Source organism: Candidatus Brevundimonas colombiensis (genome assembly GCA_029202665.1).
GTDB classification, from domain to species: Bacteria; Pseudomonadota; Alphaproteobacteria; order Caulobacterales; family Caulobacteraceae; genus Brevundimonas; species Brevundimonas colombiensis.
Genome location: CP119326.1, coordinates 1,929,510 through 1,941,751, shown reverse-complemented (window position 1 = coordinate 1,941,751; position 12,242 = coordinate 1,929,510). Strand labels below are relative to the sequence as shown.

The window sequence follows — 12,242 nt, the reverse complement described above, 5'->3', positions numbered from 1 at the left end:
CTTCGCCGCCGCGAGACGATGAAGGATCATTCGAACGAGGCCGCCTCGATGCCCTTGGCCTGGCCGTCGGGACCGACGACGATCTTTTCGACGCGCAGCTGGGCGGCCTTCAGCCGCGCCTCGCAATGCGCCTTCAGCCGCGCGCCCTCTTCGTACAGGGCGATGGATTCCTCCAGCGGGGCCTGACCGGATTCCAGGCGGGACACGATGGTCTCCAGCCGTTGCAGGGCGTCTTCGAAGCTGAGATCGGCGGGGATGGCGGGGACGGCGTCGGTCATGGCGCGGACCCTAGAGGGGGTCGACGCGCGCTTCAACGTCAGAAGCGGCTATCGCTTCTCGTAGCGACGCTGGGACCAGTATTTGAAGCCCTGGTTGTGGACCAGTTTCCAGCCGTCGCTCTTCAGGGCGCGACCGACCATATGGTTGAAATAGCCGTGGGCGAAGACCAGCACGTCCTGGCCGCTTTCGGCGCGCGCGATCAGCTTTTGCGCCGCCTGCTCGGCGCGGGCCTCAGCCTGGGCCCGGGTTTCCTGGCCGTCGTGATGGTCGAAGGCATGCCACCAGAAGCGCGACACCACGCCCCACCATTTCGGCGACAGCTTGATCCATTCCGGCACCGGCGGCGGCGGCAGGGGCGCCTCGATGAACATGACGTCCGACATGATCTCGCGCCCCGCCGCAACGGCGGCGGCGGTCTCCTGGGCGCGCTGGCGGGTGGAGGCGTAGATGGCGCCCGCGCCCTGGACCGTGGCGACCAGTTCGGCGGGAGGCGTCTGGCCGGCCAGAAGGCCGCCGATCTCGTATCTGGCCCACCAGTCGCCGTACTGTCGCGCCGTGATCAGGCATTTGCGCGACAGGGCCGGCTCGCCGTGGCGGGTCAGGATGATCGCGCCGGGGCGGGTCGCCACCAAGGCGCCGACAGAGGGTGCGGCGGGGGGTGGAACCACGGACGGCTCAGTCGAATCGAGGGACAGGGCGGGGACAGACATGACGAGCGGACGGACCTTTGGCATCAAGGCTTTAACGTCCTGAGTCCTCCCCTGGCGCGGCGACGCGTGCGACCGACGAACGGCCTGATCCTTCAAGGTGGTAGCCCCCCTCGCGCGCCGACACAACCTCGACCAACAGCCGCGCCGCGCGATCGCGCTGGACGGCCCCCGCCCCTTGCCGTCTAACGACGGCCATGACCGCGCCCGTGATCCGCCCCGCCCGCCTGGAAGACGCCGCCGCCCTGGGCTCCCTGGGCCGCCAGACCTTCGTCGACACCTTTGTCACCGGCTTCCGCATCCCCTATCCGCCCGTCGATCTGAAGGCCTTTCTCGACGCCAGTTTCGACCTGGAGCCGACACGGAAGAAGCTGGCGGAACCGGGCTGCGCCTGGTGGGTGGCCGAACGCGACGGCGAACTGCTGGCCCTCGCCAACGCCGGTCCCAACGGCCTGCCCCACCCGGACGCCCGGACGGGCGATCTGGAGCTGCGCCGTCTCTATGTCGCCAGGGCGGCGCAGGGCCTGGGCCTGGGCACGGCGCTGCTGAACCTGGCGCTGGACTGGATGCAGGCGAACACCGCCGGCCCGCTGTGGATCGGCGTCTGGAGCGGAAACGAAAAGGCCCAGCGCCTCTACGCCGCCCACGGCTTCGCAAAGGTCGGCGAATACGACTACCCGGTCGGCGCCTGGCGCGACCGCGAGTTCATCTTGCGGCGCGGCTGATCAGGGTTCACCCTGCCCCCATGCTCCTGCCCTTCTTCTCCGCCCTGCGCGACGCCAAGGTTCCGGTGTCGATGAAGGAATGGCTCCATCTGATGGAGGCCATGGACCGCGATGTCGCCGGGCGTCAGGTCGAGGCTTTTTACCACCTGTCGCGCGCCGTTCTGGTCAAGGACGAGAAACACTACGACCGCTTCGATCAGGTGTTCGGCACGGTGTTCAAGGGCGTCGAGACGGTGGGCGCGGGCGAGGACCTGACCACGGACATCCCTGAGGACTGGCTGCGGCTGCTGAACGAGAAATATCTGTCCGACGAGGAAAAGGCCCAGATCGAGGCGCTGGGCGGGTTCGACAAGCTGATGGAGACGCTGAAACAGCGTCTGGAGGAGCAGAAGGAGCGCCATTCGGGCGGCTCCAAATGGATCGGCACGGGCGGAACCAGCCCGTTCGGCCACGGCGGCTATAATCCCGAGGGCGTGCGGATCGGCGGGCCGGGCAAGCATGGCCGCGCGGTCAAGGTCTGGGAGAAGCGCGAGTTCAGGAATCTGGACGACACGGTCGAACTGGGCACCCGCAACATCAAGGTCGCCCTGCGCCGCCTGCGCCGTTTCGCGCGTCAGGGGGCGGCGGACGAACTGGACATCGACGGCACCATCGACGGCACGGCGCGTCAGGGCTGGCTGGATATCCAGATGCGCCCCGAGCGGCGCAATACGATCAAGGTGTTGCTGTTCCTGGACATCGGCGGCTCGATGGACGGCCACATCAAGATGGTCGAGGAGCTGTTCTCGGCGGCTCGGACCGAGTTCAAGAACCTGGAGTTCTTCTACTTCCACAACTGCCTGTATGAAGGCGTCTGGAAGGACAACCGCCGCCGCCACACCGAGCGCATCCCGACGTGGGAGGTGCTGAACAAATATCCCGGCGACTGGCGCGCCATCTTCGTCGGGGATGCGACCATGTCGCCCTATGAGGTCACCATGCCCGGCGGCTCGGTCGAGCACTGGAACGAGGAAGCCGGGGCCGTCTGGATGAAGCGCGCCCGCCAGCAGTGGGACAAGTCCGTCTGGCTGAACCCCGTCGCCGAACGCTACTGGAGCTATACCGCCTCGGTCAGCCTGCTGAACGAGATCATGGATCACCGCATGTATCCGCTGACGCTGGACGGACTGGACAAGGCGATGCGCGCCCTGACAAGGTGAGGCCCCGCCCGGCGCGAACGGCCCGGCCGCTGCACCAGGGGTTCGACCGATGATCGCCGCCGCCTTCGCCATCCTGCTTCTGCAACAGACCGCGCCGATGGTGGTGTGGGACGCGCCCACAGCCGCCGAGACGGCCGCGCCTCCTGTCCCCGCCGCCTCGCATTCCGTGCCGGCCTGGGGCCTGGCCGATCCGTTCGGGTTCGAGCGGGCGCGGTGCAGCCCCCTGGTCCGCGGCGACACGCCCATGCAGACCTGCCAGGCGCAGGTCCGCGCTCAGTTGGCCCTGGCTATGGGGCCGGACCTGCCGGAGGCGTTGCGGCCGGTCGGCATGGCCGGCGACTGCCAGATGATGCAGGCATCCGGCGGCGGCTCCACCTATGCGGTACAGTGCGGCCCGCAGTCGCGGGCTGCCAATGCGCCCTCCGGTCTTCGGGAAACAGACTGTCGTCCACGCCCGACGCAGGGCGGCTTCAGCTCGGAATGTCGTCCAGTCGATGGAGGAGACGAGAAGGGCCTGTCTGTGACCCTTTGGGGCGACAAGAACGACTGAGGCAAACAAAACGCCGCCCGCTTTCGCGGACGGCGTTTCGCGCATTCAGTGAAGATGTGTGGCGTTCAGCCCTTGTCGCGAAGGCTGTCCTTGACGCCGCCGACGGCGTTCTGGACCTTGCCCTCGACCTGATCGGCCTTGCCTTCAGCTTGAAGTTTGGTGTCGCCGGTCACCTTGCCGGCGGCTTCCTTTATTTTGCCGCCGATGTTCTTGGCGGCGCCTTCGATACGGTCATGATCGGCCATGGTCGGTCTCCTGCTCCGGCGTCGCCCTTGCGGCGTCGCGCGTTGATCCGAAAACGGGATCTTGCAGCCCTGGTTCCGTAAGGCTCAGCTTGCGCGACGCAGCCACACCGCCACGGCCCAGGCGTGCGAATCGTGCCGCAGTCTGGACAGGGCGAAGGTCGGGTCCAGCCAGACCAGGGTGTGATCGTCTTCGCATTTGGCGGATGCATCTTCCGCCACGACGCGCGCGGTCCAGAAGCCGCCGACGTTGTTCAACGGCTCACGTGTAGAGCGTATGAAATACTGGCCCGCCTCGGCTATGCGATTCAGGGGCGCGATCGTCAGGCCGGTCTCCTCGACGAACTCACGCCGCAGAGCCTCGACCTCGGTCTCTTCCACATCCACCCCGCCGCCCGGCAGGTCGAAATAGGCGCCGGTGGTCCGTTCCACGCGCACGCAGGCGATGAGGCCGTCACGTTCAACCACGCCGAAGGCGACGGCCCTGTGGCGATAGTCGGTTGCGGGTTTTCGAACGCCGAACTGAAGCATGAGGAAACGCCGAGCCCTAGAGATCGAAGGCCAGCCGGGCCCGCACGCCCTTGTGCGCGCCGTCGAACTCCACCGCCGACCGCAAGCCCGACGCCATGGCCGAGATGATCTTGGCCCCCAGTCCGGTTCCCTTTGGCGCGCCATCGCCCATGCCCGGACCGTCGTCCTCGACCGTCAGGACGACGCGATGGTCGCCTTCGCGGTCCAGATGGATGCGGATTTCCCCCGCCTGGCCCGGGGCATAGGCGTATTTCACCGCGTTGGTGACCAGTTCGGTCACGATCACGCCGATAGACACGGCCTGGTCCGTGGTCACCGACAAGGGCGTGGCCTCAAGCCGCAGACGCGGCGAGCCCTCGTCCGGTCCGATGGACTTGGACAGTTCGTCCATCAGGCCTTCCAGATATTCGTGCATGGCCACCCGGCTCATGTCGCCGGAGGTGTAGAGGCGGCGATGGACGTGGGCCACGGCCTCGATCCGGGCCTGCGACTCCCTCAGCGCGTCCTTGGCCCCCTGGTCGGCGATATGGCGCATCTGCAGCGACATGAAGCTGGAGACCAGTTGCAACGAGTTGCCGACGCGGTGGTTGACCTCGCGCAGCATGGCCTCGGCCCGGTCGCGGGCGAGACGGATTTCTTCCTGCGCCAGATCGTTCTCGCGTTGCAGGCGGCGTCGCAACAGGGCGTCGTCCAGGGCCGCGCGCAACAGCGAGGTGAAATCCTCCGACACGTCCTTGATGACATAATCGGCCGCGCCGGCGCGAAGCGCCGCCACCGCGATCCGGCCTTCCTGGGCGCCGGTGACATAGACGACCGGCGGCGGCGCGTTCAGCGCCAGGATGTCGGGCAGGACGTCCAGTCCGTCGCGCGACGGCATATAGTGATCCAGGGCGCAGACGTCGTATTCGTGCAGACGCAGCAGTTCCAGCCCGGTGTCGCCGTCGGGCGCGCAGGTGACGGCGTAGCCGTGACGCGCCAGCTCCTTCTCGACCAACCGGGACAGGCCCCTGTCGTCGTCGATGTAAAGCAGGCGAATGGGCTGATCGGCCTCGATCACTCGATCTCCGGGGCCTGGATCACCGACAGGAACAGTCCCAGTTGGCGGATCGCGCCAGCGAAGGATTCATAGTCGACCGGCTTGGTGATATAGACGTTGCAGCCCAGGTCGTAGCAGCGCTGAATCTCGACCTTGTCGTCGGTGGTGGTCAAAACCACGACGGGCGCGCGGCGCAGCCGTTCGTTGCCCTTAACCTTTTCAAGAATGTCGGTTCCCGACATATCCGGCAGGTTGAGATCCAGCAGGATCAGCAATGGGCCGTTGGCCAATATCTCATCGCTGAATAGATAATCCAGCGCCGCGCCGCCTTCATCGAAATGTTTGATTTCGTTATTGATGTTCGCGCGACGAATATTCTTTTCGATCAGTTTGGCATGACCGTGGTCGTCTTCGACCATGATGATTTTGACGGGATGCGTCACAACGCGACTCCAGGTTCGGCTACGATCAGTCGTTTGGGGAATTTCAGCAGGAAAGTCGAGCCTTTGCCCAGTTCGGATTCCACGTCGATGACACCGCCCAGACGACGAACGCTGTTGCGGACGAAGGCCAGGCCAAGGCCCTCGCCCGAGCGGTCCTGTTTGCCGGAGCGACGGAACAACTCGAAAATCCGCTCATGATCGCGCGGCGCGATGCCCCGACCATTGTCGGCGATGCGATAGACGACCCAACCGCCGGGTACGTCTTCGCCCGAAATCACGATCTGGCCCGGCCGGCCATGGTCCAGATATTTGACCGCATTGTCGATCAGGTTGCCGACGATCTGCTCCATTGAAATCCGGTCGCTGTCGATTTCGGGCAAGGGCTGAACCTCGATGCGCGCACCTGAGGCCTCGGTCTGGTGGTGGACGCTCTTGGCGATATTCTCGGCCATCGCCGTCATGTCCAGCGTCTCGGGCAGCAGGTTGCGCCGGCCCTCGCGCGACAGCTTCAGGATGGCGTTGATCAGACGATCCATCTTCTCGGTCGAGGCGCGGATGAAGCCGATGGCCTCGGGCATGTCCTCGCGCACGGCGGTGACGACCTCGGCATCGACGGATCGCGTCTTCTCGGCGTCGATGATGGCCCGATCCACGATCTTTCCGGCCTGTTCCAGTTCCGAGGTGTAGCCCATGACGTTGACCAATGGGGCGCGCAGGTCGTGGCTGACGATGTAGGCGAAGCGCTGGATTTCCTCGTTAGCGCGCATCAGGTCGCCGGTCCGCTCCTTGACCTTGTCCTCCAGGCTGGCGTTGGCCGCGTCCAGCGTCGCGCGGGCCTTCTGAATCTCGTTGACGTAGCGTCGCACCATCCAGGCCGACAGCAGCGCCAGGATCACCACCAACAGGCCGGTGATCGCATTCATCACCACCGTCAGGGCGCCGAACCGTTCCGACCGAACGGTGCGTTCGGCGATGCGGCGGGACTTGATGGCGTCGAAGTCGTCCACCGCAGCCCGCAGTTCGTCCATGTAGCGCTTGCCTTCGCCGGACCGAACCGACTGGATCGATTGACCGATGCGACCCTGCTGCGCCAGCGTCAGGGTGTGGTCCATTTCCGCCCACTTGCGGTCGGCCAGCCGATGGATGCGGTCGATGGGTGCCTTCAGCGTCGGGTCGCGCGCGGCGCCGTCATCCAGAAAGGCGACGGCTGGCGCGATTTCGGACTGCGCCCTGCGATAGGGCTCCAGAAAGTCGCTGCGGCCGGTCAGCAGAAAGCCGCGCTGGGCGGTTTCGGCGTTCAGCATGGCGATCAGGGTGGTGCGCGAGGCCCGGCGCATCTGCTGGGCGTGCTCGATCGTGTCGTTCACCGTCGCCGTGCGCTGGATCATCACGAAGGTGGTCACATTGACCACGATCAGCAGCGCGAACGCCAGGATCAGCATGGCCGAGATCGAACGCGCCAGAGACGGCGTGCGCGCGAAATCTCTGAATCGTAACAGGCGGCGGTGCGACGTCGAGATCATGGTGCAGCTTTAGCCTCGCAGACTGAACGATCAAACGTTATTCTGGGATCTGCAACGAAATGAGTGATTTACTCCGATTTCATGGGCCCTATCGCCAACGGAAAGTCTTCTCCAACGTCGATCGGCGAGCAGACATATGGATTTCCACCGCAGAAAGGCGCAGCATCTTGAGGATGCACCACTTCTCTCGGAGATTGATAGATGTCGAAGAATGGTTTGATGGCGTTGGCGGCCTTTATTGCAGCTTCTGCGGTTGCAACAGTCTCCTTTGGACAGGCAGCGCACACTCCTCCGGCAATGCCAGGCCAAGCGACTGCACCCGAACCGGTGATAATGGGTCTCGACGATGTGCGCAGCTTTGATCAGTTAGTTCGGGAGCACAACCTCGGTCTGCGCCGCGAAGCTGGAATGCGCCGAGCCCAAGTCCGAAGAGCGCAACGGCTCGGAAACATGATCGAAGAGGGCCGTTGTCAAGACGCTTACCGATCCGCAGTCAGAGAGCGGGATATTGAGATGGCCCAAAAGATCGCCGACATGTGTCGCAAGGAACCCTAGAGCTCAGACCTGTCCCAAGGTGCGCAACCGCGCCTTGGGGTGGATTTCGTTCTGGCTCATGACCACCGTCTGCCCCCGGAAGCGCTCGATGATGGAGCGGACATAGGGGCGCGTCATCGGGCCGGTCAGCAGCACCGGGTTTTCGCCCGTCATGGCGATGCGCTCGAAGGTGTCGCGCACGGCACGGATGAAGTCCTGAAGGCGCGACGGGGCCATGGCCAGTTGCTTGTCCTCACCATTGCCGATCAGACTTTCGGCGAAGGCGGCCTCCCATTCGGGCGACAGGGTGACGATGGGCAGCGCGCCCTCCCCATCCTTGTTCTGCCAGCAAAGCTGGCGGCCCAAGCGTGCGCGGACGTGCTCGACCAGGGTGGTGACGGACGAACTGTGCGGGGCTGCCTCGGCCAGGCCCTCCAGAATGGCGGGCAGGTCGCGGATCGACACCTTTTCGCGCAACAGCGCCTGCAGGACCCGTTGAAGGGTCGTGACCGTGACCACGCTGGGCACCAGTTCCTCGACCAGCTTCTTCTCTTCGGTCCCCAGTTCCTTGAGCAGCTTCTGCACCTCGCCGTAGGACAGCAGGTCCGCCATGTTCTCCTTGAGGATCTCGGTCAGATGCGTGGTCAGCACGGTCGAGGGATCCACCAAGGTATAGCCCCGGAACGTCGCCTCTTCGCGCAATCCTTCCTCGATCCAGGTGGCGGGCAGGCCGAAGGCGGGTTCGCGCATATGTTCGCCGGGCAGTTCGACCTGACGTCCCGACGGGTCCATCGCCATCAGGTGGCCCAGCCGCACCTCGCCCGCCCCGCTCTCCATCTCCTTGATGCGGATGGCGTAGCCCTGGGTCGGCAGGCGCATATTGTCCAGGATACGGACCTGCGGAATGACGAAGCCGTATTCCTGGGCCAGCGACCGGCGCAGGGCCCGGATCTGGTCGGTCAGGCGGCGCCCCTCCAGGTCGTTGATCAGGCTGAGCAGCGAATAGCCCAGTTCGATCTTGACCTCATCGATGGTCAGGATGTTGGCGATCGGTTCTTCCACATCCTCCTTGGGCTTGGCGGCGGCCTCTGCGGCGGTGCGCTCGGCCTCGGTCGGTTGAGGCTTCAGTCGGCTGCGACCCAGCCGCCAGGCCATGAAGCCCGAACCGATGGCCAGGGCGGCGAAGGGGATCAGGGGCATTCCGGGGATCAGGCCGATCAGGCCCGCCGCGCCGGACACCACGCCCAGCGACACCGGATTGGTGGCCAGTTGCGTCACCAGCGCCTTGTCCGCCGTGCCCTCCACGCCCGCCTTGGACACCAGGAAGCCGGCGGCGATGGAGATGATGATGGCCGGAACCTGCGTCACCAGACCGTCGCCGATGGTCAGCTGGACATAGGTGTTGGCCGCGTCCGTTAGGGCCATCTTGTGCTGCAGCGTCCCGATCAGGATGCCGCCGATCACATTGATGAAGGTGATGATCAGACCCGCCACGGCGTCGCCGCGCACGAACTTGGACGCGCCGTCCATGGCGCCGAAGAAGGTGGATTCCTGCTCCAGTTCCTTGCGGCGAACCTTGGCCTGGTCCTCGGTGATCAGCCCCGACGACAGATCGGCGTCGATAGCCATCTGTTTGCCGGGCATGGAGTCCAGGGTGAAGCGGGCGGACACTTCCGCGATCCGGGTCGAGCCCTTGGTGATGACCACGAAGTTCACCACCAGGATGATGGCGAAGATGATCACCCCGATGATGAAATTGCCCCCCATCATCAGCTGGCCGAAGGCGTTGATCACCTGACCGGCCGCGTCGTGCCCCTCCTGCCCGTGGGTCAGGATCAGGCGGGTCGAGGCCAGGTTCAGGCCCAGCCGGAACAGGGTCGAGACCAGCAGCACCGTGGGGAAGATGGCGAAGTCCAGCGGCCGCTTCATCATCACGGCCGTCATCAGGATCAGCACGGACGACACCAGCGAGATCGCCAGCAGCAGGTCCAGAAGCATCTTCGGAACCGGCAGGATCAGCAGCATGATCACGCCGATCACGCCGACCGCCATCAGCACTTCGCCGCGATTGACCCAGCTCAGGACATCGCGCCCGGTGGGGCGCGCCATGCCGTCCTTCATCATGAGGGGCGTATCAGTCACGACCCAGCGCCTTGAAGACGCGGCGGGTCGCCTCGGCGATCACGGCGTCGCGCTGATCGTCGTTCGCCTGGGTCGCGCCGGTGAAATAGGTCGCCAGGACGACGGGCGATCCCGACACGGGAAAGGCCACGCCGATGTCGTTGGCGGTTCCGTTCGCGCCCGTGCCGGTCTTGTGCGCCACGGTCCAGCCCTGCGGCGCGCCGGCCTTGATCCGGTTGGGGCCGGTCGGCGAGGCGGTCAGCCAGCTCTGGATCATCTGGTCGTGCTCGGGCGTCAGCCGATCGCCAAACGCCAGCTCGCGAATATTGGCCAGGGTCTGATCCGGCAGACAGGTGTCGCGCGGGTCGTCAGGCAGGGCGGTGTTCAGGTCCGGCTCCAGGCGCGAAATCACGGTCGTGGTGTCGCCGAAGGTCGGCCACCACGCACGCCATACGGCGATTCCACCCATTTCGCGGATCAGGATATTGGCGGCTGGATTGTCGCTGACCTCCACGGCCGCCTGCATCAGTTGGCGGATGGTGAGGGTGCGGCCGATGGCCTTTTCCGTCACCGGCGCATGGGGGATCATGTCTCGGCGGACCACCGGCACGGCGCGATCCAGCTGTTCCTCATCGCGCTGCACCCGCTCCATGACCGCGACAGCCAGGAAAGCCTTGAAGGTCGAGCAGAAGGAAAACCGCTCCTGCCCGCGCCAGGACACCCGACGCTGAGTGCCGATGTCCAGGCCCGTAACGCCCAGACGACCGCCGTGGCGCGCTTCCAGGTCGTCCAGCAGAAACTCGGGTTGATCGTCCTCGGTCTTTGGCTCTTCGCGCTTCGGATAGCAGCCGACAAGCGACAGCGCGCCCGCGCCGCCGATCAACGTCCTGCGATCAAAGCCCCGGCCCATTCGTCAGGCCGCATAGCCCGAGGCGGAGACCCCGCTCTGGGGCGCCGGGATGGCCGCGCCCTCGTCGGCGTATTCGTTCAGCTTGTTGCGCAGGGTGCGGATCGAGATGCCCAGGATGTTGGCCGCATGGGTGCGGTTGCCCAGACAATGGGTCAGGGTGTCCAGGATCAGCGTCTTCTCCATCGCCGCCACCGTCTGGCCGACAAAGCTGCGGGTCACGGCGTCGGCGGCCTGGGCGGCGCGGGCGGCCACGCCGGCTTGCGGCGCCTCATAGGTCTGGCCCGCCATCAAGGCCGCGCCCATGCCCCCCAGCGGCTGGCCGTCCGGCAGGCGGATGGCGTCCACGTCGATCTCGAGCCCGACCGCCAGCAGCACGGCCCGGTGCATGGCGTTTTCCAGCTCGCGCACGTTGCCGGGCCACCGATGGGCGACGATGGCCTGGCGCGCGGCGGCCGACATGGGGCGGACCGGCACGCCGTTGGCGGCGGCGTATTTCCTGATGAAGTGATCGGCCAGCACGCCGATGTCGCCGGGCCGTTCGCGCAAGCTGGGCAGGCGCAGGTTCACCACGTTCAGCCGGTACAGCAGGTCTTCGCGGAACACGCCCTCGGCCACCGCCTTGGCCAGGTCGCGGTTGGAGGTGGCGATGATGCGGATGTTGACCGGCACGGGCTTGGAACCGCCGACGCGGTCGATCACCCGTTCCTGGATCGCGCGCAGCAGCTTGGCCTGAAGCCGCGCGTCCATTTCCGAGATTTCGTCGAGCAGCAGGGTGCCGCCGTCCGCCTCCTCGAACTTGCCGATCCGGCGGGCCACCGCGCCGGTGAAGGCGCCCTTCTCGTGGCCGAACAGTTCGGATTCCAGCAGATTGTCGGGAATGGCGGCGCAGTTGACGCTGATGAAGGGGCGTTCCTTGCGGCGCGAGTTCTCGTGCAGGTAACGCGCCATCACCTCCTTGCCGACGCCGCTTTCGCCGGTGATCAGGATCGAGGCTTCCGATCGCGCGACCTGATCGGCCAGTTGCAGCACGGCCTTCATCGACGGATCGGCCGAAATCATCGGCTTTTCGTCGTCCGCCACCGCCGACAGGACGGCGGCGATCAGTTCGGCGTCGGGGGGAAGCGGAATGAACTCCTTGGCCCCGGCCTTGATGGCCGCCGCCGCCTCTCGCGCATCAGCGTCGACGCCGAAGGCCACCACCGGAATGGTGATCCGCTCGGCCTCGTTGGCGGCGATCAGGGCGGCGATGTCCAACTGATAGTCGACCATCAGCAGGTCGGCGCCCTGCCCTCGCCGCAGCTGTTCGGTCGCCTGGTCGGCGCGCTCGACGTGATTGACCTTGGCGCCGTGCGCCATGGCCATCTTCACCGCCGAAGCGAGCTGCCCGCTCAGTCTGCCTACCACCAGAAGACGCATCGTTCTTCTCCTCTAATCTCTAAATA

The 12,242-nt window shown here is 65.6% G+C and carries 14 protein-coding genes; 4 read left to right on the top strand and 10 right to left on the bottom strand.

Annotated elements, in window-relative coordinates; genetic code table 11:
• Window positions 1-26: 26 nt before the first annotated feature.
• Together P0Y50_09300 and P0Y50_09295 are read right to left on the bottom strand one after the other, a co-directional pair.
• Complete coding sequence (locus tag P0Y50_09300; protein WEK38747.1) at window positions 27-278, bottom strand: exodeoxyribonuclease VII small subunit; 252 nt, start codon at window positions 276-278, stop codon at window positions 27-29.
• A 48-nt stretch (window positions 279-326) separates the two neighbouring features.
• Window positions 327-989 carry a histidine phosphatase family protein gene (locus tag P0Y50_09295; protein ID WEK38746.1) on the bottom strand — a complete coding sequence of 221 codons (663 nt, stop codon included), beginning with the start codon at window positions 987-989 and terminating at the stop codon, window positions 327-329.
• Between the two features lie 194 nt (window positions 990-1,183).
• Between P0Y50_09295 and P0Y50_09290 the strand changes: the two genes are divergently transcribed.
• From P0Y50_09290 to P0Y50_09280, 3 genes are read left to right on the top strand one after another with little or no spacing between them, the layout of a single operon-like run.
• A complete protein-coding gene (locus P0Y50_09290) occupies window positions 1,184-1,711 on the top strand; it encodes a GNAT family N-acetyltransferase (GenBank protein ID WEK38745.1) in 528 nt (175 codons plus the stop codon).
• 20 nt (window positions 1,712-1,731) lie between these two features.
• Complete coding sequence (locus P0Y50_09285) at window positions 1,732-2,910, top strand: VWA domain-containing protein (protein WEK38744.1); 1,179 nt, start codon at window positions 1,732-1,734, stop codon at window positions 2,908-2,910.
• Between the two features lie 49 nt (window positions 2,911-2,959).
• Window positions 2,960-3,460 carry a hypothetical protein gene (locus P0Y50_09280; protein WEK38743.1) on the top strand — a complete coding sequence of 167 codons (501 nt, stop codon included), beginning with the start codon at window positions 2,960-2,962 and terminating at the stop codon, window positions 3,458-3,460.
• Between the two features lie 65 nt (window positions 3,461-3,525).
• Here the strand turns inward: P0Y50_09280 and P0Y50_09275 are convergent, their stop codons facing one another.
• From P0Y50_09275 to P0Y50_09255, 5 genes are all read right to left on the bottom strand, one after another.
• Window positions 3,526-3,705, bottom strand: coding sequence for a CsbD family protein (locus P0Y50_09275; protein ID WEK38742.1), 180 nt, complete (start codon window positions 3,703-3,705; stop codon window positions 3,526-3,528).
• 84 nt (window positions 3,706-3,789) lie between these two features.
• Complete coding sequence (locus P0Y50_09270; protein ID WEK38741.1) at window positions 3,790-4,233, bottom strand: NUDIX domain-containing protein; 444 nt, start codon at window positions 4,231-4,233, stop codon at window positions 3,790-3,792.
• Between the two features lie 16 nt (window positions 4,234-4,249).
• Window positions 4,250-5,290 (bottom strand): histidine kinase dimerization/phosphoacceptor domain -containing protein, encoded by a 1,041-nt coding sequence (locus P0Y50_09265; protein WEK38740.1) that lies wholly within the window; start codon window positions 5,288-5,290, stop codon window positions 4,250-4,252.
• The gene (locus tag P0Y50_09260) at window positions 5,287-5,712 is read right to left on the bottom strand and encodes a response regulator (GenBank protein WEK38739.1); all 426 of its coding nucleotides are present in this window, start codon (window positions 5,710-5,712) and stop codon (window positions 5,287-5,289) included. The genes P0Y50_09265 and P0Y50_09260 overlap by 4 nt, the downstream gene beginning before the upstream one ends.
• On the bottom strand, window positions 5,709-7,235 hold the full coding sequence (locus P0Y50_09255; protein ID WEK38738.1) for a CHASE3 domain-containing protein: 1,527 nt from the start codon (window positions 7,233-7,235) through the stop codon (window positions 5,709-5,711). The genes P0Y50_09260 and P0Y50_09255 overlap by 4 nt, the downstream gene beginning before the upstream one ends.
• 201 nt (window positions 7,236-7,436) lie before the next feature.
• Here P0Y50_09255 and P0Y50_09250 point away from each other — a divergent pair, with 201 nt between their 5' ends.
• A complete protein-coding gene (locus P0Y50_09250; protein WEK38737.1) occupies window positions 7,437-7,790 on the top strand; it encodes a hypothetical protein in 354 nt (117 codons plus the stop codon).
• A gap of 3 nt (window positions 7,791-7,793) precedes the next feature.
• Here the strand turns inward: P0Y50_09250 and flhA are convergent, their stop codons facing one another.
• Genes flhA through P0Y50_09235 form a run of 3 tightly spaced genes read right to left on the bottom strand, consistent with a single transcriptional unit; the run spans window position 7,794 to window position 12,216 of the window.
• Entirely contained in the window at window positions 7,794-9,893 is a 2,100-nt protein-coding gene (gene flhA / locus P0Y50_09245) for a flagellar biosynthesis protein FlhA (protein ID WEK41555.1), read from the bottom strand.
• Window positions 9,894-9,903: 10 nt separating this feature from the next.
• Window positions 9,904-10,800, bottom strand: a complete 897-nt coding sequence (bla, locus tag P0Y50_09240) for a class A beta-lactamase (protein WEK38736.1) — start codon at window positions 10,798-10,800, stop codon at window positions 9,904-9,906.
• Window positions 10,801-10,803: 3 nt separating this feature from the next.
• A complete protein-coding gene (locus tag P0Y50_09235; protein WEK38735.1) occupies window positions 10,804-12,216 on the bottom strand; it encodes a sigma-54 dependent transcriptional regulator in 1,413 nt (470 codons plus the stop codon).
• Between the last annotated feature and the right edge of the window lie 26 nt (window positions 12,217-12,242).

Coding starts and splice junctions, on each gene's coding strand:
- P0Y50_09300 (WEK38747.1), bottom strand. CDS start 278: ATGACCGACGCCGTCCCCGCCATCCCCGCCGATCTCAGCTTCGAAGAC.
- P0Y50_09295 (WEK38746.1), bottom strand. CDS start 989: ATGTCTGTCCCCGCCCTGTCCCTCGATTCGACTGAGCCGTCCGTGGTT.
- P0Y50_09290 (WEK38745.1), top strand. CDS start 1,184: ATGACCGCGCCCGTGATCCGCCCCGCCCGCCTGGAAGACGCCGCCGCC.
- P0Y50_09285 (WEK38744.1), top strand. CDS start 1,732: ATGCTCCTGCCCTTCTTCTCCGCCCTGCGCGACGCCAAGGTTCCGGTG.
- P0Y50_09280 (WEK38743.1), top strand. CDS start 2,960: ATGATCGCCGCCGCCTTCGCCATCCTGCTTCTGCAACAGACCGCGCCG.
- P0Y50_09275 (WEK38742.1), bottom strand. CDS start 3,705: ATGGCCGATCATGACCGTATCGAAGGCGCCGCCAAGAACATCGGCGGC.
- P0Y50_09270 (WEK38741.1), bottom strand. CDS start 4,233: ATGCTTCAGTTCGGCGTTCGAAAACCCGCAACCGACTATCGCCACAGG.
- P0Y50_09255 (WEK38738.1), bottom strand. CDS start 7,235: ATGATCTCGACGTCGCACCGCCGCCTGTTACGATTCAGAGATTTCGCG.
- P0Y50_09250 (WEK38737.1), top strand. CDS start 7,437: ATGTCGAAGAATGGTTTGATGGCGTTGGCGGCCTTTATTGCAGCTTCT.
- flhA (WEK41555.1), bottom strand. CDS start 9,893: ATGATGAAGGACGGCATGGCGCGCCCCACCGGGCGCGATGTCCTGAGC.
- bla (WEK38736.1), bottom strand. CDS start 10,800: ATGGGCCGGGGCTTTGATCGCAGGACGTTGATCGGCGGCGCGGGCGCG.
- P0Y50_09235 (WEK38735.1), bottom strand. CDS start 12,216: ATGCGTCTTCTGGTGGTAGGCAGACTGAGCGGGCAGCTCGCTTCGGCG.